General features: G+C 50.5%; 15 protein-coding genes. 5 read left to right on the top strand and 10 right to left on the bottom strand.

What is annotated here, in order from left to right; all coding sequences use genetic code 11:
- Positions 1-114 precede the first annotated feature (114 nt).
- Together manA and KU854_RS14775 are read left to right on the top strand one after the other, a co-directional pair.
- On the top strand, positions 115-1,302 hold the full coding sequence (gene manA / locus KU854_RS14780; protein ID WP_218359235.1) for a mannose-6-phosphate isomerase, class I: 1,188 nt from the start codon (positions 115-117) through the stop codon (positions 1,300-1,302).
- A 382-nt stretch (positions 1,303-1,684) separates the two neighbouring features.
- The gene (locus tag KU854_RS14775; protein ID WP_218359234.1) at positions 1,685-4,909 is read left to right on the top strand and encodes a glycoside hydrolase family 3 protein; all 3,225 of its coding nucleotides are present in this window, start codon (positions 1,685-1,687) and stop codon (positions 4,907-4,909) included.
- Positions 4,910-4,978: 69 nt separating this feature from the next.
- Here KU854_RS14775 and trpB read toward each other — a convergent pair whose 3' ends face one another.
- On the bottom strand, positions 4,979-6,202 hold the full coding sequence (gene trpB, locus KU854_RS14770; RefSeq protein WP_218359233.1) for a tryptophan synthase subunit beta: 1,224 nt from the start codon (positions 6,200-6,202) through the stop codon (positions 4,979-4,981).
- Between the two features lie 284 nt (positions 6,203-6,486).
- On the opposite strand from trpB, the gene KU854_RS14765 reads away from it, so the two are divergent.
- Together KU854_RS14765 and KU854_RS14760 are read left to right on the top strand one after the other, a co-directional pair.
- Positions 6,487-7,212, top strand: coding sequence for an AraC family transcriptional regulator (locus tag KU854_RS14765; protein ID WP_218359232.1), 726 nt, complete (start codon positions 6,487-6,489; stop codon positions 7,210-7,212).
- A gap of 83 nt (positions 7,213-7,295) precedes the next feature.
- Positions 7,296-8,255 (top strand): DMT family transporter, encoded by a 960-nt coding sequence (locus tag KU854_RS14760; protein ID WP_218359231.1) that lies wholly within the window; start codon positions 7,296-7,298, stop codon positions 8,253-8,255.
- A gap of 9 nt (positions 8,256-8,264) precedes the next feature.
- Here the strand turns inward: KU854_RS14760 and KU854_RS14755 are convergent, their stop codons facing one another.
- Positions 8,265-8,735, bottom strand: coding sequence for a hypothetical protein (locus KU854_RS14755; protein WP_218359230.1), 471 nt, complete (start codon positions 8,733-8,735; stop codon positions 8,265-8,267).
- Between the two features lie 2 nt (positions 8,736-8,737).
- A complete protein-coding gene (locus KU854_RS14750) occupies positions 8,738-9,619 on the bottom strand; it encodes a DMT family transporter (RefSeq protein ID WP_054779049.1) in 882 nt (293 codons plus the stop codon).
- 217 nt (positions 9,620-9,836) lie between these two features.
- On the opposite strand from KU854_RS14750, the gene KU854_RS14745 reads away from it, so the two are divergent.
- The gene (locus KU854_RS14745) at positions 9,837-10,322 is read left to right on the top strand and encodes an acyl-CoA thioesterase (protein ID WP_218359229.1); all 486 of its coding nucleotides are present in this window, start codon (positions 9,837-9,839) and stop codon (positions 10,320-10,322) included.
- A 68-nt stretch (positions 10,323-10,390) separates the two neighbouring features.
- Here the strand turns inward: KU854_RS14745 and KU854_RS14740 are convergent, their stop codons facing one another.
- The 7 genes from KU854_RS14740 to KU854_RS14710 all read right to left on the bottom strand — a co-directional run bounded on the left by KU854_RS14740 (position 10,391) and on the right by KU854_RS14710 (position 19,502).
- Positions 10,391-11,470 carry a DUF4382 domain-containing protein gene (locus KU854_RS14740; RefSeq protein WP_218359228.1) on the bottom strand — a complete coding sequence of 360 codons (1,080 nt, stop codon included), beginning with the start codon at positions 11,468-11,470 and terminating at the stop codon, positions 10,391-10,393.
- Positions 11,471-11,722: 252 nt separating this feature from the next.
- Positions 11,723-13,915, bottom strand: a complete 2,193-nt coding sequence (locus KU854_RS14735; protein ID WP_218359227.1) for an MASE3 domain-containing protein — start codon at positions 13,913-13,915, stop codon at positions 11,723-11,725.
- 245 nt (positions 13,916-14,160) lie between these two features.
- Complete coding sequence (locus KU854_RS14730) at positions 14,161-14,817, bottom strand: inorganic diphosphatase (RefSeq protein WP_218359226.1); 657 nt, start codon at positions 14,815-14,817, stop codon at positions 14,161-14,163.
- Positions 14,818-14,927: 110 nt separating this feature from the next.
- The gene (locus KU854_RS14725; RefSeq protein WP_218359225.1) at positions 14,928-15,818 is read right to left on the bottom strand and encodes a hypothetical protein; all 891 of its coding nucleotides are present in this window, start codon (positions 15,816-15,818) and stop codon (positions 14,928-14,930) included.
- Positions 15,815-18,217: a fimbria/pilus outer membrane usher protein gene (locus KU854_RS14720; RefSeq protein ID WP_218359224.1), complete on the bottom strand. Its 2,403-nt coding sequence runs from the start codon at positions 18,215-18,217 to the stop codon at positions 15,815-15,817. Before KU854_RS14720 ends, KU854_RS14725 begins: the two co-directional genes overlap by 4 nt.
- Positions 18,214-18,912: a fimbrial biogenesis chaperone gene (locus tag KU854_RS14715; RefSeq protein WP_218359223.1), complete on the bottom strand. Its 699-nt coding sequence runs from the start codon at positions 18,910-18,912 to the stop codon at positions 18,214-18,216. The genes KU854_RS14720 and KU854_RS14715 overlap by 4 nt, the downstream gene beginning before the upstream one ends.
- Before the next feature lie 56 nt (positions 18,913-18,968).
- Positions 18,969-19,502 (bottom strand): hypothetical protein, encoded by a 534-nt coding sequence (locus KU854_RS14710; protein WP_218359222.1) that lies wholly within the window; start codon positions 19,500-19,502, stop codon positions 18,969-18,971.
- Positions 19,503-19,553: the final 51 nt, after the last annotated feature.

Here is a 19,553-nt window from a genome sequence, read left to right as displayed (position 1 = left end):
GGTTCCAAATGTCGCTCCCTTGAACGGGGAGCGACTTTTTTGTTTTTAGACAGTCCGATAAAAATCAGTTTTTGGTATATTCACTGCCAGATAATTAAGGAAGAAAGCACAACAATGACCACACACTTTTTCCCGCTGAACAACGTGATTCAGGATTACGCTTGGGGCAGCTATACCTCACTGACCGAACTGTTTGATATGCCAAACCCGGATAACAAGCCACAGGCTGAGATCTGGATGGGTGCCCACCCGAACGGTTGCTCGAAAATTGCAGTAGAAGGCAACGAAACCCTGCTTTCCAACTTCATCGGCACTGACATGGCCGCGATTCTGGGTGCAGACACTGCAGCCATGTTTGGCGAATTGCCATACCTTTTCAAAGTCCTGTGCGCAGAAAAAGCGCTTTCCGTACAGGTTCACCCAAGCAAAGCACAGGCTGAAGCCGGTTTTGCCAAAGAAGAAGCTGCGGGCATTCCGCTTTCAGCAAGCTTCCGTAACTACAAAGATCCGAACCATAAGCCTGAGCTGGTTTTTGCCCTGACGCCTTACACCGCCATGAACGGTTTCCGCGATTTCAGCGAAATTCTGGGCTTTTTCCACCAGCTGAACATCAGCGAACTTTCTGCGCTGGTTGCCGAACTTGAAGCAAACCAGACTGAGCAAGGCCTGAGCGCGTTCTTTGGCGCATTGCTGTCGCTGGAAGGTGAAGTAAAAGAAGCCTGTGTGAACAAGTTGCTGGCATTTGCTGAAGCCAACCAAGACGACGAACTGTTCGCGCTGCTGCTGACACTGGCAACCCAGTACCCGGGCGATATCGGCCTGTTCTCACCGCTTATCCTGAACACCCTGACCCTGAACCCGGGTGATGCCATGTTCCTGGATGCGTGTACGCCACACGCTTACATCAAAGGCACTGGCCTTGAGATCATGGCAAACTCAGACAACGTGCTGCGTGCGGGTCTGACGCCAAAACACATGGATGTTCCAGAGCTGATTTCATGCACCCGCTGTGTGCCAATGCCTAAAGATGAAATCCTGCTGGCACCTGTGGTTGAAGGCAACGCGCAGCACTACCCTATTCCGGTACCGGATTTCAAATTCAGCGTTTACCGTGCAACGGAAAACGAAGCACTGAATACCGAAAGCGCAGAGATTTTGATTGCGGTTGATGCACCATTGACCGTAACACACGCAGACGGCGAAACCGTCACCTTGAACAAAGGCGAATCCGTCTTTATTCCGGCTTACGTGGGTGAATACTTCTCCACTTGCAGCGGTGTTTTCGCCCGCGCGTACAACTGAATCCATAACCCCCAACCTTAAGTCAGAATGCCCGGCAAATGCTGGGCTTCTTTTTGTCCCCTCAGTAACCCCTGCCCAAAGAAATGCATGACGGCTTTGATGCTACATCTTGCATCTACCTGATGTGTCGCAAGCAATTTAACAGCCAATTCCCCAATCTGAGAAAGTGTTGCGAAAGCCAAATACGGTACGATGTTTGGCTGGTTTGATATGTTTAACGATTCAAAAAGCCCCTAACATGCCTAGATTCCTGAACATGCAATGACTCAGGAATTAGTGTGCTCGAGGGAGTTATCTCACCCAAAGAGAAAGCGCTTTCAAAACGCAGTGGGATAGTGAGCACACAGTCAATATTGAACTGACTACCCTCGGAGGGGGCTTTATGCTCAAAGGAAAAATCATCGTGTCAGGAGTGACATCGCTGGCCATTCTCACGGGGTGCTTTCTCGAATCGAAAGTGCCCTACTTCCCGGAATGGCCTCAAATCAACAGTGCGATTAAGAAAGACCCGGAGATAGAAAGCCGGGTCGCTGATATCCTCGCGCAAATGACGCTGGAAGAGAAAGTCGGACAGATGATCCAGCCAGATCTTCGCGGCGTGACACCGGAAGAGGCGAAGGAATATAAGCTCGGCTCCATCCTTAACGGAGGTGGCGGCTGGCCGGACGGTAACAAATACGCCACCGCACAGGATTGGGCGGAAGAAGCTGACAAATACTACCTCGCGCTGGAAGACGCCTATGTTGATCGCGGCTTCCGCATTCCTTTTATGTGGGCCACCGATGCAGTACATGGTCACAACAACGTTTTCAAAGCCACCGTTTTCCCGCACAACATCGGCCTTGGCGCTGCCAACAACCCCAAACTCATCAAACAAATCGGTAAAGCGACCGCCAGGGAAGTGGCCGCAACCGGCCTTGACTGGACATTCGCGCCTACCGTCGCCACGCCCCGCGATTACCGTTGGGGCCGTGTTTACGAAGGCTATTCAGAAGACCCGGAAATCGTCTACCAATATGCCGGCATGATGGTCGAAGGCCTTCAGGGTGGTGAAAAAGGTCTGAAAAGCCAGCGCCACGTTATCTCCAACGTTAAACACTGGCTGGGTGACGGCGGCACCACTGGCGGTGTTGACCGTGGAATGAACGAATACAGCGAGGAATACCTTCGCAATATCCATGCAACCGGCTATTTCTCTGGTCTGGATGCGGGGGCGCAGGTGGTGATGACCTCGTTTAACTCCTGGCACAATGACGCCAACTACGATGTGATGGACACTGGCAGCTACAACAAGAAGCTCCACGGCAGTAAGTACATCGTCAATGACGTACTGAAAGACAAAATGGGCTTTGACGGTTTGGTCGTGACCGACTGGAACGGCCACAGCGAGATCAACGGCTGTACTGCAGGTAACTGTCCGCAGGCAGTGCTGGCGGGAAATGACATCTTTATGGTCACCGCCCGTAAAGACTGGCAGGCGTTCTACCACAACGTGATTGCCCAGGTTAACGACGGCACCATTCCCATGTCCCGCATTGACGATGCTGTCACCCGTATCCTGCGTGTCAAAATGCGCGCCGGGCTATGGGAAAAACCGCAGCCTTCCAAACGTCAGCTCGCTGGCAAGCAACGTATTCTGGGTTCAGATGCGCACCGCGAACTGGCGCGTAAAGCCGTCAGCCAATCGCTGGTGCTGCTGAAGAACAAAGACAAAGCACTGCCCATGTCCACTGAAGCGCAATATCTGGTTGTCGGTAGCGCTGCCAATGACATCCAGAAGCAGACCGGCGGCTGGTCTCTGACCTGGCAAGGCACAGAAAATACCCTTGAGCGTGATTTTCCCGGTGCCACTACCCTGTTGATGGCAATGCGCGCGCAGGTTGGCGAAGAAAATGTTTTCACTGATGTGAATTCCGCCCCACACGATGCCATTGCTGTCGTTGCCATCGGTGAAGACCCTTACGCTGAAATGTTTGGCGACATCAACAAAACCAAAACGCTGGAATACGCCACGCTCAAATCTTCTTATGGTGCTGATCTGAATCTGATCAAATCCCTGAAAGAGCAAGGTTTCAAGGTCGTCACCGTGTTCTTCTCCGGTCGTCCGCTTTACGTGAATGACGAGATAAACCACTCCGACGCCTTTGTCGCCGCTTGGCTGCCAGGCACAGAAGCGGGCGGTATCACCGATGTGCTGTTCGGTGTCGATGGCAAAGACTTCCGTGGTCGCCTTTCATTCTCATGGCCGAACACCAAGTGCTCCACCACCATCAACCGCAGAGCCCCGAACCTGTTGAATTATGAAACGCCGGAAATGGAGCAGGATATCGAAGGCGACCATGCGCCACTCTTTGCTTACGGCTATGGTCTTTCTTACAACAAGAAGAAAAGCAGCAAGCTGAATACCGATTTGGATAACCTGCCTCTCGATCCGCGTGAATACGGCTGTGGACTTGATGCACCGGATGACGGCATTGCCACCACCAACCTCGAAATATTTGGCCGCTCTGCCAGCGATGAGTTTGTGCCGCGTATTGCCGGTTCCTCGAACGGCTGGGTTGGCTTGACCGTTTCCAACGGCACGCCCACCACCATCGGCTCACTGACAACGACGCCCATTGATCACCTCCACCAGCAAGACGCCATCAATGTGAAGTTCACCGGCGAGGCACCCGCGCAGGTTTATATGCAAACGGCGGATGAACAGGTGGTCGACAAGCAAAGCTACCTCAACGCCGTTGCGACGCTGCAATTTGATATCGACATGAAATCAACAGCGCCACAAAGCATGATTCTGGCCACCCACTGTGAATGGCCATGTCTGGGTCAGGTGCCTATCCATAAAGTGCTCCCCGCACCGAGTGGTCAGGATGAGACGAGATGGACAACCATCAAGATCCCGCTTCAGTGCTTTGCTGACGAGGGCATGGCATTCCAGATCCTCAATACGCCATTCCTGATTTACGCCGAGGATGCGGTGGAGTTCAATCTGGGTGAAGTTCGCTATGTGCCAAGGAGTGTCGATGCCGCGGAAGATGCCATCAGTTGTGAAGCACTGAGCGTTCCGGTTGAGCCACCACTTGAAGGTGACATGGTGAATGTGTGGAATACCTGGGAGCCCAATATCAACACCTGGCAAGCCCGCACTGACACCTGGGAAAACCTGACCGGACACGTTTCTATCACCGGCAACGATCCGTCGGATGCTACCCACGAATTCACCATCACATACGATGCGGCGAGTCCTGAATACTACAAAGGCGTAGTGTTGGTGCAAGGCAAAACGCAGAACCTGTCCAACTTCACGTCAGGCAACCTGACCTTCGAAATTTACGTTGAAAGCTACGGTGAGCCCGCCAATCCAGGGGAAACACCGAGCGATCAAATCGTAGTGAAGATGGAATCAACGGCAGGTTCGGGTAACGACTACCCACTTGGGTATCTGGCTCCTGCACAATGGCATGCGATATCAGTGCCTGTTGCAGAGCTGAATACCGGCGCGTTGGACATCACCAAAGTAAACACGCCATTTGCGACTCTCCCCGACTGGAATGCCTCGCAAGCCGGTGTGGTTTACCGCATCCGCAATATTGTGCTTGAGCGGTAACCGGACACCGAAATGGCTGCAAGAAAAACGCCCGCATTATCGCGGGCGTTGTTTGTTGAGTATCGGCAGTTAAACCAGTGATTCAATGCCGTATTGTTTGCCGTAGTTTTCCACCACAAAGTCGATATCTTTGTCGCCACGGCCGGAAAGGTTGAGCAGAATTGAGCCTTTCTCACCCTGTTTCGCAAGCTTCAATGCATACGCCACAGCGTGGGAAGACTCAATCGCCGGGATGATCCCCTCAAGGCGCGACAGTTCAAAGAACGCATCAATCGCTTCGTCATCACTGACAGTGCCGTAATTCACGCGGCCGCTGTCTTTAAGGAAAGCATGCTGTGGGCCCACAGACGGATAGTCCAGACCACTTGCCACTGAATACACTTCCTGCGGCTCGCCTTCTTTGTCTTTCAGCATGTAGGACTTGAAACCGTGCATGATACCTGGCTCGCCCAGCGTCAGGGTTGCTGCGTGCTCTCCTTCCACATTCAATGAACGTCCTGCGGGCTCTGCGCCGTGGATTTTTACTGATTCATCGTCGAGGAATGCGGTAAACAAACCCATGGCATTGGAACCACCGCCTACACAGGCCACCAGATTGTCCGGTAAGCCGCCGGTCATTTCTGCAAACTGGGTTTTGGCTTCGTTACCAATGATCGACTGAAAGTCGCGTACCATCATCGGGAATGGGTGTGGCCCGACCACAGAGCCAATCGCGTAGAGCTGGTTGATAGGATCTTTCATGTAAGCTTCGAACGCTGCGTCCACCGCTTCTTTCAGCGTTTTGCGACCGTGGGTGGCTGGAATCACGTTAGCGCCCAGAATGCGCATACGCACCACATTAGGATGCTCTTTGCGGATATCCACTTCACCCATATAGATGTCACAATCCAAGCCCACCAAAGCCGCCGCGGTTGCCAATGCCACACCGTGCTGACCTGCACCGGTTTCAGCAATCAGTTTGGCTTTACCCATCTTTTTTGCCAGCAGGGCTTCGCCCAGACAATGGTTAATTTTGTGTGCGCCGGTATGGTTGAGATCTTCACGTTTCAGGTAGATATCTGCGCCGTATTTGGCAGAAAGGTTTTCAGCGTGGAAAATTGGGCTTGGACGACCCACAAAGTGTTTGTATAGGCGTGCCAGCTCTGCTTTAAACGCCGGGTCTTTGCGGCACTCATCGTAAGCGGCTGCGATCTCCAGCATGATTGTTTCAAGTTGCGGCGGGATAAAGCTGCCACCGTATTCACCAAAATATCCCTGTGCGTCAGGCAGTGCATGTTCAAACGTGTTTTGCATAGGTTGCTCCTGATTCTGTCCCTGATCCGCGCACCCAGCGCGAAGGTTCGTTATTTCCCGGCTATTTCGAATTCCATACTATTTGAGGCTGTTACCAACCGCGCGGTAGTTTCTAATAGAAAGGGTATATTGATTAAAAAGAAAGCTGTACGGTAAGACGACTGTTTTGTGACTGTTCTGCGTGCGGATAATCACAATTTGTCGCTTTTTCGCGCTATTTTGGTGCAATCTACCGCCACCCGTTCTGCATACTGTTCGACATCAGGAAAGATTGGATTCAGCACATGGAAAGCAGCTTCAGCATTCGCGCCTATTCAAAGCAAAGACAAGGGCACGCGCACGACTATCACCAGATGGTTTTACCGGTTCAGGGTGCGATAGAAATAGAACTCACCGGATATAACGGGCGCGTTTCCGTGGGTGAATGTGTGGTTATCCGAGCAGGGACTTTCCATCACTTCCACGCTGACGAGGCCGCACGTTTTATTGTGGTCGACACGCCCACCCTGCCAGAGAAATTCACCACGCCGGAATTTGTGCAGTTTTCCATCACTCCACCTCTGATGAGCTTTCTCTATTTCATTGAAAAGCAATTGGAATTTCAGGTCGATTCGCAATTGGAACAATCTATATTCGCGCTGTTTTTTGCTCTGCTATCCCAACAGGATGGCGAAGAATTTCTTTCTCCGCGCATGAGAGCGACCCGCGCATATATCGTGGAAAATCTCGATACAGAACTAACCATTGAAGCGCTCGCCAGCATTGCCTGCCAAAGCCCGACACAGTTTAAGAAGCACTTCAAAGCAGCTCTGGGGATCAGCCCTTTTCAGTTCATTACCGGGCAGCGGATGGAAAAGGCGAAAGCACTGCTGACCCATACGGATTTACCGGTACAGATTGTGGCAGAGCGTGTGGGCTATCAGGATCTCTCGGCCTTCAGTCGCCGCTTTTCCAGCCACTTCGGCATGTCGCCACGCCAGTTTATCGGCAATCAAAAAGCGGCCGATTGAACGGGAAGAGCGTCCGTTCTGCAAAGTTCCTGCTTATTCCTCGCGTTAGGATGTATCTCATAGCATTCACGGAATAAGTCAGCATGAAACGTCTCTTTCTAAACCTGGACAACACACTGCAAGGCAGTCTCGCCATTTTGTTTGCTTCCCTGCTATGGGGAACCACGGGGACGGCGGCGAGCTTCGCGCCGTCTATCAACCCTCTCGCAATCGGCGCGTTTTCTATGGGTGTTGGTGGCTTACTGCTTTCATTGTGTGCCTACAAAAAGCTTCATCAGGATTGGCAAAAACTGCTACAAAACAAGCGAGTATTGCTTATCGGCACACTCGGCCTTGCGGTTTACCCTCTCGCCTTTTATTCGTCCATGCGTTTAGCTGGTGTGGCAGTTGGCACGGTGGTCTCCATCGCCAGTGCACCCTTTATGACGATGATGATTGAGCGTCTGTTTGGCAAAAAACAGACTGTGTCATCACGCTGGTTGTTGAGCTTCCTGCTGGGCACCGCAGGCATTGCATTGCTGACTTTTGCCGAACATGCAGACGACGGGCAAAATGCAGAGCAGGCAAGCCGACTCCTCGGAATTTTGCTTGGTCTTGTTGCCGGGCTTTCCTATTCGGTTTATGCCTGGGTTGCCAAACGGCTTATCGACAATAACGTTCAGTCAGAATCCGCCATGGCGGCGATCTTCGGCTCCGGTGCACTGTTGTTGTTGCCAAGTCTGGTATTTACCGGTGGTGAGCTGTTTTCGTCACCACTGAATGCGACTGTTTCACTCTATATGGCGCTTGTGCCTATGTTCGTCGGCTACCTGGCGTTTGGTTTTGCGCTGCGCCATGTGAATGCCAGCAAAGCCACCTTGCTGACGCTTTTTGAACCTGTTGTTGCAGCAGTATTGGCGGTAGTGATCGTAGGGGAGTTGATTTCAGTTCAGGGCTGGGCGGGAATGGGGCTAATCATGGTTTGCCTTTATCTACAGGCGACAGAAAAGCAGGCGGTTGTAGAAAATTCAAGGGGCATCTGTCAGCCCGAAAAGGCGGGCTGACAGCGTCAACTAGCGGGCAATACCTTTGGCGTATTGGTGTAGAAATCCTTTCAACACTTCTATGCTGTCAGTTTTTCCGACTTGCTCAGCCAAAAGGAATGCGTAAATGGCATTTTCATGGTCGCTGACCAAGCGGTAAAGCGGCAGATGCCCGGGCGCTGTATCAGTATTTTTCTGATAAAGCGCCTGATACGGCGCGACCCAATCCACCAATGTATCGATCAGTTCAGGCCAAGGCAGATGCAGCCATTTTTCAGCATCGGCGATCCCTTTCGCTGTCATGATGGCATCCGTCTCTGGAACGCTCTCACCCAATCTCTCAAGCTCAGACTTCAGCAATCTTGCGGTCAGCATTTCCACTTCACCCAAGGTGTTCCAAACCTCAGCTCTACTGGAATTTTGGTAGTTGGCAGCAAAGTGCGCGAAAAACGCGATGCCATACAGCTCGCCGTTGTAAGCACTCTTGATTGGGTCAAGCATGACTATTTACTCCTGAGTAAACGCCGTAACGGTTCGCTGCCGCGGTAAATGAGCAATGAAGCAAGGATCAATGTACAACCCGCAATTTTATGTGCTGGCATGGCTTCGTGGTACCAAACCACACTCAGGATCACTGTCCATACCGGCTCAAGAATCATAATGATCGCCGCGTTCGCCGCGCTCGCGCCCTTCTGTCCCAGAGTTTGCATCAGGTAGCGCAAACTGGTCGCCACCAGCACACTTAAGGTGAACCAACCCCAGATACTGGTTGGCACTGATTCTGGCCAGGTTTCTGTCAGCAGTGATGCAGCCAAAGCGATTACGCCCGTCACGAAAAGCTGCACGGACGTTAGAACCAGCGCAGGAATACTCTTGGCGTATTGGCTGTTGAAATTGAAATGGGTCGCCAGAAACAGTGCGGCAAGCAAGAACCAGATTTGGCTCGGTGACAGTTGCCAGCCCACACCACCCAATGAAAGCAGTGCCAGACCTGCCACTGCAATTGGCATGGAAACCCAGAAAATCCGCGGCGGTCTTTGCTTGAACAGCAACCAGGCAATGGGCGGCACAATCAGCATGGAAAGGCTCATGATAAACGCCCCTTCACCCAGTGATGTACTGACCGACATGGCATAAATCCAGCACAGCAGCGCACACGCCAGAATACTGCCCACCCCACCGGCACGGATCAGGTTTCCGCGTTCAACCCGTTTTAGCTGACTGAAACAAAACGGCATTAGGCAAAGCGATGCAGCAATAAAACGAAGACCGATAAATCCAAACGGTGGTAGCCCCAGAATAGCCTCTTTGGAGAATATCCACCCCCAGGCCGCCAGCACCGTCGCAACAAGCAAAATTATAGAAGCGCGTCTTTCCGACAACATTTCGCACCAAACTGTGAAAAAGAACAAAACAGCTCGCATTATCACACTGCAAAAGTGGCTTGGATATGGTGAAGTTGCGAAATCGGAATAAAAAATCCACAAAGGCTTTTTCGACTCTTTTTTCACTGGATGTGCGCTCCACAACGCGAGACAAACTGGCAAAATGTTAATGTTGTGGTTATCACTTAAGGTAACTAATGCAGTAGAGACAAAGACAATGAGTCAGGGAAAAAGAGAGATAACATTGCGCTTTTTGGCGGAGCCGGGAGACGTCAATTTTGGCGGGAAAGTTCACGGTGGCGCGGTAATGAAATGGATTGACCTTGCAGCCTATGCCTGCTCGGCAGCCTGGAGTGGGAAATACTGCATCACGGCCTATGCCGGCGGTATCCGTTTTGTGCAGCCTATTCACGTAGGAAATCTGGTAGAAGTCAGCGCCAAGGTCATTTATACCGGCAATTCTTCAATGCACATCGCTATTGATGTTCAGGCAAGTGACCCTAAAGTGATGAAGAACCGACTGACAACCCATTGTATCGTCATCATGGTGGCGGTGGATGAGGAAGGTAAGCCAACCAGCATCCCGAAATGGGTACCGCAATCAGAAGAAGACAAGAAGCTCGAAGCATCAGCGATTCGATTAATGAACATGCGAAAGGAGATTGGTGAAGAGATGGAAGCGCACGTGAAGCATTTTAAGTAGCCACCTTCTTTACAGCAATAAAAAGTAAGCCGACCCCGAGGTCGGCTTGCTCATTCATATCGCGAACTTTACTGGACAGGCACAATATCGAGTTCAGTCGATTGGCCAGCTGTCACGACGACCGGACCATAGGCTGCAAATATCTCGAATCCATCGGTGTCCGTTTGCGCAGAATCCGATTTATCCACGTAGGCTGTGCAGGTGTAACCGAGGCTGTATGTGCCGGGGCCGATAAACCCGAATTCATAGTCGTATTCGGTATCACCTGAATCATCCTCTGAAGATGACACATCTGCGATAGCGATTGGCTCAACCAGTGTAGGATCTGTCGCTCCCATATCTCCCATCTGCGATTGTCCGATATCTCCCGGATAGAGATAGACGGCATGGGAAAATGGCCCGCCCAGACTGTCTGATTCACAGGCTTGATATTGCTGAACAGACACATCCCCTTCAATTTCACCAGACTCAGAGAGATTCACCAATGTAACGGCGTTGGAGTTCATCAGCATATAGTCTTGACCTTGTGGGTCTGCCAGGCCTTTACGCAGGTCAAACTCCAGCACAAACCGGTTGTTCCCTGTCGAAATTTCCAGGTTCTCGCCTTTGCCGGAAAACTTCAGTCTTCCCTGGTCAGTGGTAGATGGCTTGTAGCCAAAGCAACTGCCTTTACTCGGTACCACCAGCCCTTTCAGTGACCCGTCTTTTTTCTCCACGTAGGAAAGCGAGTCATCGTTCAGCTGGGTACCGTCTTTGACATAGACACACATGGCGTATTTGCCCGGCGAAAGTGTTTGGCTGCTGATGATAGTGTCGTAAGAGGTGCCTTGATATTTCAGCAGGTCGACCTGACGCAACTCTCCGTTTTGACTGACATTCAGGAGAATGGGTGAACCTGAACTTGAGTTGTCATCATCATTGTCGTCGTCGCTATCGTCATCACTGTCGCTGTCATCCCCCAAGGGGATCAGCACAACATCTTCGAAAGCGATAACCACTTTGTTCGCGTCATCGACTGGCGCGTCAGATACACCAAGGGTGAGGGATGCGGAGCCAGACGGAGAAGGAGAGCCACCACCATCGCCACCACACCCCACAAGGAGCGCTGCGCCAATCAAGGTAGCCAGGGAAAGGGGTTTTGTGATCATATTCTTGTCTCCAACCTACAACTACTTACTACGGAAACATTGAGCCGCTCCCTGCCAAAGGTTTGTGTATCACCGTTCGGGTCTATCCGATTCAGACAAAAAGGGAAATGCAGCGTTGATGTTCGGTTAAAGACAGGTCACTAAAATGGAAAGTCACACTCAATGTAAGTGCCAGGTAAATCGCAGGTAAAATCCACGTTAATTGTCGAGGTGATTACCCATGTTGAAAAGTAGATGAAGTGAAAACAGACGCTACGCCGAGCCCCTATGTTTTTTTGCTAAGCAGGATTCGTAGGTGATAAAGCAATTACGCCCCTGGTTTTTAGCCTCATACATGGCCTCATCACCCGCCAGAATAAGGTCTGTCAGGTTATCCGCATCATAGGGATAGCAGGCGATACCAATACTCACTCCTACAGTGATGTGCTGGTGTCCAAATGAAAACGGCTCGGAAATGGCGTTCAGGATAGCTTGGGCACTGCGGTTATCGGAAGTATTTGCGCCTTGTAAAAGCACTAAGAATTCATCACCCCCGTAACGGGCAACGATATCTGAGCTGCGAACACACCTTGTGATCCGCTTGGACACTTCGCACAACACGGCATCCCCCGCAGAATGACCATACTGGTCGTTAACTTGTTTAAAACCATCAAGATCCATAAATAACAGTACGATGGTTTTTCCGTCACGATCCGCCAGTTGTAAGGACTTTTGGCCTAAATCAATAAAACAGCGGCGGTTATGCAAGCCCGTCAAGTCATCGCTGGAAGCGCGTTGTTGTTGAAGGTTCATCTCCCGCCGGGTCAGCTTAATAACCAAGTGCTGATTGACGAGACGGTATAGCGTAACCCCGGAAAACACAGAGAAAACCAGTAACATCGGCCAATACCAAGGCGAAAGTATCACTGTTGCATGGGCGCCATGCGCCAGTGGCATGTGCATGACTGTGACTTCCAGTTTGCGGTTTCCTACCGTTGTAATGATCTGGGAGCTTTCCTCTTTCGCATCAAACAGTTCAACAGTGCCTACGAAAGGTTTAAGCGGTTGGCCGTCGATATCTATAAAACGGGCCGCAATGCGGAAATTTTTGGTAAATGATGAGATAAGCGGGTTGGAGATCAGGCTGTCCATATCAACAAAAATCATGGCCGATCCCCAAGGTATTGGCGTTGAGTCTGTTGACGGCATTTTCACTTGCTTGATCAACATTAGCCCCAGAGAGCCGGGCACAAACTCTTTCGGGCCATCAATCATCACGTCTATGTCTCCGGCCACCATTTGCCGGTGAAAGGCATCATGCAGCTCATCATGGATAATTTCCATTCCGTCAGAGACGTTAAGCGAATACACCGAATTTTCCGGCTCCATCAGATGCATGCCCAATACCTCGGGGTTTTCTGAAAGCATGACTTTGCTGAATTGCTGGAAACGTTGCTCATCCAAAGCTGGGTTCGAAACAGCAAACGCCTCGAGACTTCTCAACAACAGTTGATGTTTCTGGGAAGTCAGGCCAATGAGGTTGACGATGTCTTCCACGACCGTTTGATGAAGTACCCTGTGTTGCTGCGCGTTTTGCTCTTCTTCATAAAGGCGAAGCGAATATCCCATCGCCATGACGATTAGCGACACTGAAAGTGCGACATAGAGAGCGTACGGGTTAATGGTGCTGATAAAGCTGCGGACATCTTTTCCATTGTTGCAGGTGTATCCCAACAGCAGGCAATAATAGGATGCCAGCCGGAAGAAATGCCCAATGGCGTTCGATGCGCCATAAACCGAAACATACTGGGTGAAACAAAGCTCTGCGATGGCGGTAAAAACAAATGCACCGATATAGTAGCCTCTCTGCCTCGCTGTGAAATGCTCCCGGTTCAGGTAAAGCCCAATAAGCGCCACCCCCATCAGCGCAATCACTACATACTCTGCGTTAATTTTAAACGCGGTGAGGCCGCTGCCCTCAATGAAGGAGTCCGGAAAGCCCCCTATCGGATAGATAGAGACCAGCAGAACTACGGCAAAAAAAGCCAGTATTTTTGTTACCCACGGGCGATAACGCCTTGCTGGGCTAAATAAAAACAGCAAAGCCAGCCCTGCACTTTCCAAAAGACGCCCTGCAATCCAAAACTGGGTGGGCGGATTGGGCCCCAACCCTTCTGTAAACGGCATGCCTTTGTAAGTGATCACATGTGCAAAGTCGAAAAGGCTCACCCAGAGATACAGGCTTGCCACCAGCGAAAGGTGGGTCATGGTGTTCATTGATTTCTGGGATGAGTTGGCCGAGACAATGCGAATAGCAATTCCGACAGCCCAAAGCTCTATAAATACATGAAAGTGAAGAAATTCAACTCGGGATAATAGAAACAGAGCGACGGCGGAAAGTAGGAAAAACAGCCCTTTAACGCGCGTACTGACTCTGCTCGCACTGATATCACTCAATAATTTCATCAAAAATAGGCCGCCGGTTAGCCATGAATGGAAAGATTGCTCCCTTCACCTCTCAAAAGTAAGACAGGTGTGTTTTCAGTTAAGTCTAATTTTAGACATTTCTCAATAAGAACAATCTGATACTTCCAAACTTAACTATACGCCGCCCAATACACCTTATAAATACAGGGTTTATAACCACCAAAACAAGAAAGCCCAGCACATAGGCTGGGCATGGGTAAAACACCATCGGGGTAAGACGCGGTTTATCCTTTAAACTGGCTGATGGCTTGCTCGAGTACTTTGTTAGCTTCTTGACCAGACATGACACCCTGAATCTCCATCTCGCCTTTAGGGCCTTTGTAGTTGGCAAACCAGATCTTCACAATCTCGACCACGCCAGGGTACTGCTTTTGAAGATCCTCGACCGAATCAATGTCCTTAAATGGTGATTGCTCAACCACAGGCACAGCAATCAGCTTGTCATCCTGCTCTCCGCCATCCAGCATTTTCAGGCCTCCAATCACGCGAACTGGTGCCACGCTGCCACGCTCCATCGCTGAGCCCAGCACAATCACATCCAGCGGGTCACCATCGCCACCGAGTTCCTTTGGCAACGCTGTGCTTGGAATTGCGCCATAGTTACCCGGATAGCCCATGTAGTGCACAATACGCGGCTGGCCATTCTTGAATTCCCAGTTGATCACCGAGCTGTCGCGCTTACTCACTTCCCATTTTTCGTTGGTACCGGTTGGGATTTCAATAATCGCGTTTACTGTGCCGTTTGCGTTCTTAGCAGGAATCCCTGAAAGGTAGTCTTGGCTGGCTTTGATAGTGTAAGTGTCAATTTGCTCAAAGTTAGTCGCCGCCACCACTGAAGAAACACCCATCAGCAGACCTGCAAGCACAATAGATTTTTTCATAACCGTATCCTTATCAAGAAGATGGCGGCATCATCGTTTAGATTGATGACGGAAATATGTCAGATTTATGGAGATTAAAAGAAGGTTGACCTAAGGGTTTACCCTCTCCCTCATTGCGCAAATAAACTCACTGTTACGAAATCATGATATTTCCCGGCTCGGGCAAACGGCGCTGGGTCATTTTGGAATGACAGTGTGGCGTTTGTCCCGGCGGTAACACCTTGACCAATGGCTATCGACGTTTCGCTGTCTAGCGCTAACGGCCGGTTGTTGAACCGCATTTCGTAAGGCACTTTGGTGTCAGAGTTTTGCTGGTTAACCAAATAGCCGCCATTGGTTGAAAGTACGGACATAGAGACAAAGCCATTGCTGCGGATGTTGACTGCCAGATCACGGCGGTTTTTCCGCGTCAAATCGCCAAGGTTTACCTGCACATAGTTGTCGGTTGCACTTACCCACTGGTTACGGTTGCCATCAAGACTTACTTCTACATAAGGCTTAACTGGATACACAAACGCAAACGTCTGCTGCTTGGGCATTTCCAGCTGTCGCCCTGCCAGTGAAGCAGTAAGTGAATAAACGTATTTCCCCGTGCTAAGTTGCTGGCCATTAGGGATAAACATCCAAAGTTCGGTTTTTTGTGCGCCGTTGACTCGGACAATGCTGGATTCATTATGACCCTCGGGCAATTTGTTTTGGGCGTTGTCATAAAGTTCATACGCATAACGCCCAGAGTGACCGATCAGCGTCTTTTCCCCACCATCCGGTTGGGAAAGAACAACGTGATCCACACAGCCAGCCAGGTAACGATCCAGCTGGATGTAGCCATACACCCAACTGCCAAACTTATTTTTTGTGTGGGGTGAAGGTGTATCGAAATCAAACCCCAACTTCCAGCCACCGGCGCACTCCGGCTCGGTTGAAACCACGTTCTCTGCATAGCTTGCAGAAGAAAGCAAAAACGTAACCAAACACATCGCTATCGACTTAGTCGTTTTCATTTACAGCTTGTCTCCTCACACGCAATCTGGTGGATACCAACATCGATTAAACTGGATTGTTCCCGCGGGATTTCGATTTGGCCGGTCTGATAGCGTTCATCATTTATTTCTACGCGATAAGTACCGGGGGCCGCCTCCTGAACGAAGAAGCGACCCTGCTTGTTGGTGAAAAAAGGCAATGCGTATTCGGCATTGATCAGATTGCCCCGCAGGTAAGAAAGCGGATTGCCCAGGCTATCAACCAGTATGCCCTTGACCGTATAGGCATTGTCCGAGCCCAGGGTAATAGCATGTCCCGTCGCCGCTCCCGGCGTGAACGACAGACGGCTTTCGCCCCAGTTATAGCCAAGGGGCGCATCCGGAATATTGATATCGACATTCCGCTCTGCGTAGGCAAACTCCAGAGGCATCAGGCCGCCAATGTTGGTCGCCGCTGCACGGTATCCGTCATTTTGGTCTGTCCCTAATCTTGCGCTGCTACCAGACAGGGTTGGATGCAGGTTGGCAATCAAGAATGGTCCACTCGTAGCCCTTCCCCAACCCAGTTTCCCGTCAACAAATCCGATGGAGGTATTGCCACGCAGGATAGCGGAGTAACTCGCGCCTGAAGGGTCTGCATTGATATTGGTGCGGGATACTTCCGCTTCCACCCTTGCCCGGTTTGCGGTGTAGCTCAGCTGGGCACTTTCACTATCTTGATCGTTGTCATATTCAGCTTGAACGCGATAACCAACGCTGCCGACACGTTCAATGCCACTTTTACCCAAATCAACTCGGGCGCGGTTATTCTGGCTGTTATAGCTTCCGCTGACATTGTAACCGTGGTCGCGGTGCGCCCAGCGCCAGCCAAGGGTCAGAAAATACTGGGTATCTGGCTCTGCCAGTTCGTCGTTTTCATAATAGTTAACCCCTCCGCCCAACGTCAGGTTGCCATGACGCCAATTGACCAGCGATGTAAAGCTGGTCTGTTCTGCATCATAGCCATCTTCGTAATAGGAACCTGTTAGCGTCAGGCTCCATCTATCATTGATTGTCCAACGGTAGTTAGCGAGATAGCGGGCGTAAGAGGTAGCAACTTGGTCGTCCTGCCAGAGCGCAGACAAAAAGTCATCGGCATATTCGGCACTGAGCCGAAGATTGGGAGAGGCACTCTCGCCGGATCCAATAATTTCGCTCTCATAGTTAAGGGATATTTTATTGCCTACAACGTCATCTTTGCTTCTGCTGACGGACGCTCGGGCTGACAGATTGCCCCATTCCGTGCCGACTGTCGCTAACGCCCCCAGTAACTGGCCATGCTGGGCAATGTTGCCATTCATTCCGACGGTTACTGCTGCGCTAAGGCCATATTCTACAAAGCCTCCTGCCACCCAACCGTTTTGGTACTCCACCCCATCTGTACTGAATGTCGACGGTACACCAGCTGAAAACGCATAGTTGATCAGCCCTTCTTTCAGAAGGTTGCTGTTGTAGAACTGGCTGAATACCCGGGTTTCCTTTTTGCCGGAAAGGTAAGAGATATGAACGACAATGTCGTTGGCGCCGTTGGCCATGGGCAAGTTCATCAAGTTGAAGCGTCCGGCTTCCTGCCACCCGCTGAAAATAACCTGATCGTTGACCACAATCTGTAAGTCCGCAGCTTCCTGAAGAATCAGTTCCTGCTGGTTCTCAGGGCCTATTTCACGCTGTGGCTGCAAGGTTTTATATGCCGAACCAAGGGAAATGCCGCCTAGACTACCCGTCGACATATGGCCTGACGTTTCCATTTGGACATCGCCCGCATAAGCCCTGAGAGGAAGATTCGGCCAGTCCATAAAGGCTGTGATTTCACCGCGACGAAATTTTCCTTCTTCGTTGCTAACACCAAAGTAATTGGCGGCAGTCAGGTTCAGACCGACAGCACCACCAAGGTTTATCTGAGTAAGCCAGTCCAGGGAAGTACTGCGGGAGGCATCATCCTGCTGCCAGCTTTCATCGTGGGATAAATTGAAGTTGTTGAGCCAGCTGAATGTGCCGCTCTCGGAAGGAGTAAAAGGCCGATAGCCTCCACCGAAATTAACGTTGGTCTTGCCCTGGGCACTATCTTGAATACTGGCATTTAACGACAAAGACGCAGGATCAAAGCTTATCTCCACCCCCTGTTCCGCTAATGCGGTCAGTGAGACCAAATCGCTGTCCGCCTTGGCCACCGCCTGCCAAACATGGTCGGACACCCTGCTGCCTATGACGGGCTTTAAGGATTCAAGCGACACCGCCTCTACATCCATCCCGGAAAGCGACACTGGCACGTTGCCAAGTTGCCGCCCATTCAACGTCAGTGGCAGCGATATCGTCATTGCCTGAGCAAGAAACGGCAGAAAGAATGCAAAAGCGCCGCATGCCGACGCCAGACTTCTCACCAGTACCCCTTAACCTCTACCGAGACATTCTTGTCTTTTGCAGAAAGCAAACTGCTGACATCAATTCGCTCGGTTTGGCCTGGCGCCAGATACTGTTTGGTTACGCCCTCTTTTACGTCTTCCCATCCCCATTTATAGCTCTTATCGCTGGTTTTCACGGAATACGCCAGTTGGGGGAGCACCACAACACCGTTACCGATATTTTCCAGTACGATGGCGTTGGTTTTATCCTCGCTATTTTCAACAGCCACAGACAATGACTGCTCAACTTTGTCGGGTGAAACAAATACCAATGAACCAATTTCAAACAGCATATTCACGCTGCTTTTGTTGGAATCATCTTTGATCGGGAGTTGGCTGAATATAACTCGGTATGACGGAGAAGCAGGTACCGCCTCACCGATATATTTCACCTTAACCAGTTGGGTTTCACCCGGTGGGATCAAGGCTTGTGGCGGGAATATAAAAAAGTCGTCGGAATCGGAAAGCTGTTCTGAATCCAAGCCGGATACAGCACGTTTCTTCACAGTGATTTCAATAGGTAACGGGTTGCCCGTTGTATTGTTCACTTGGAAAAAGCGTTCACTCTCAGCGCCTTTTTCAGAGAAAAAGGAAACCATTGGATACAGTTCAAAAGCGCTGGCTAAAGGAGAGACAAACAGTAATGCCTGCAAAAAAACGACAAATACACGCATATAAACTCCAAAAGGGGTCTAAAAAGACCCCATATAACTTACAAATTGGGTATTGCTTATAGCGGGTACAGAGAAACGTACATTGACGTTTTGTACTCACCCGCTTTTTCCCAACCATTGGTCTCGGCATCAATCGTCAGGGTATTTTGGATTTGGTTCAGACCACGGGTGTCATTACTGATTTTCACGCTTTTCGTTGCAATTGCGTGATAGTTGGTGTCAGAGCCAGCATTGTTCTCTGCATCAATTCGGCCTTCTTCTTCGTTGAATTTAACGATCAGAGGGATGACATCAGTATTGTTGTTCTGGTTGATAAATGGCGCCGCACCTACTACCAGTTCACCGCTCGCAGAATCGTTGTTACACCAAGCGCCAAATTTAAATTCTTTCTCACCATCGTGATATTCAAGACCCAACTCAACCGACAGATTTTGTTCGGTATACATGCGGCAACGCAGCGGCACTTCACCGGTTACATCAACGTAAAATTGTGTTTGACCATCACTTTCGCGCGGCTCGGAAGACCAATCCGCACTCACACCTGCTGAGAATGCAGTCGCAATTAACAAGCCAACCAAAGATGCTTTCATTATTCCTCACTCCATGTAGAAACTGCTTAATTTGACGGAAACAAATTAGCG

Origin of the sequence: Enterovibrio paralichthyis (genome assembly GCF_019209835.1) — a bacterium.
GTDB lineage: Bacteria > Pseudomonadota > Gammaproteobacteria > Enterobacterales > Vibrionaceae > Enterovibrio > Enterovibrio paralichthyis.
Note: the sequence above shows the minus strand (reverse complement) of the source record. Positions and strands in the feature narration are given on the sequence as shown.

Excerpts from the sequence above, each read along its gene's own strand:
- KU854_RS14730 (WP_218359226.1), bottom strand. The coding sequence starts at position 14,817 with ATGAAAAAATCTATTGTGCTTGCAGGTCTGCTGATGGGTGTTTCTTCA.
- KU854_RS14765 (WP_218359232.1), top strand. The coding sequence starts at position 6,487 with ATGGAAAGCAGCTTCAGCATTCGCGCCTATTCAAAGCAAAGACAAGGG.
- KU854_RS14755 (WP_218359230.1), bottom strand. The coding sequence starts at position 8,735 with ATGCTTGACCCAATCAAGAGTGCTTACAACGGCGAGCTGTATGGCATC.
- KU854_RS14710 (WP_218359222.1), bottom strand. The coding sequence starts at position 19,502 with ATGAAAGCATCTTTGGTTGGCTTGTTAATTGCGACTGCATTCTCAGCA.
- KU854_RS14760 (WP_218359231.1), top strand. The coding sequence starts at position 7,296 with ATGAAACGTCTCTTTCTAAACCTGGACAACACACTGCAAGGCAGTCTC.
- KU854_RS14775 (WP_218359234.1), top strand. The coding sequence starts at position 1,685 with ATGCTCAAAGGAAAAATCATCGTGTCAGGAGTGACATCGCTGGCCATT.
- KU854_RS14725 (WP_218359225.1), bottom strand. The coding sequence starts at position 15,818 with ATGAAAACGACTAAGTCGATAGCGATGTGTTTGGTTACGTTTTTGCTT.
- manA (WP_218359235.1), top strand. The coding sequence starts at position 115 with ATGACCACACACTTTTTCCCGCTGAACAACGTGATTCAGGATTACGCT.
- KU854_RS14750 (WP_054779049.1), bottom strand. The coding sequence starts at position 9,619 with ATGTTGTCGGAAAGACGCGCTTCTATAATTTTGCTTGTTGCGACGGTG.
- trpB (WP_218359233.1), bottom strand. The coding sequence starts at position 6,202 with ATGCAAAACACGTTTGAACATGCACTGCCTGACGCACAGGGATATTTT.
- KU854_RS14740 (WP_218359228.1), bottom strand. The coding sequence starts at position 11,470 with ATGATCACAAAACCCCTTTCCCTGGCTACCTTGATTGGCGCAGCGCTC.
- KU854_RS14735 (WP_218359227.1), bottom strand. The coding sequence starts at position 13,915 with ATGAAATTATTGAGTGATATCAGTGCGAGCAGAGTCAGTACGCGCGTT.
- KU854_RS14715 (WP_218359223.1), bottom strand. The coding sequence starts at position 18,912 with ATGCGTGTATTTGTCGTTTTTTTGCAGGCATTACTGTTTGTCTCTCCT.
- KU854_RS14745 (WP_218359229.1), top strand. The coding sequence starts at position 9,837 with ATGAGTCAGGGAAAAAGAGAGATAACATTGCGCTTTTTGGCGGAGCCG.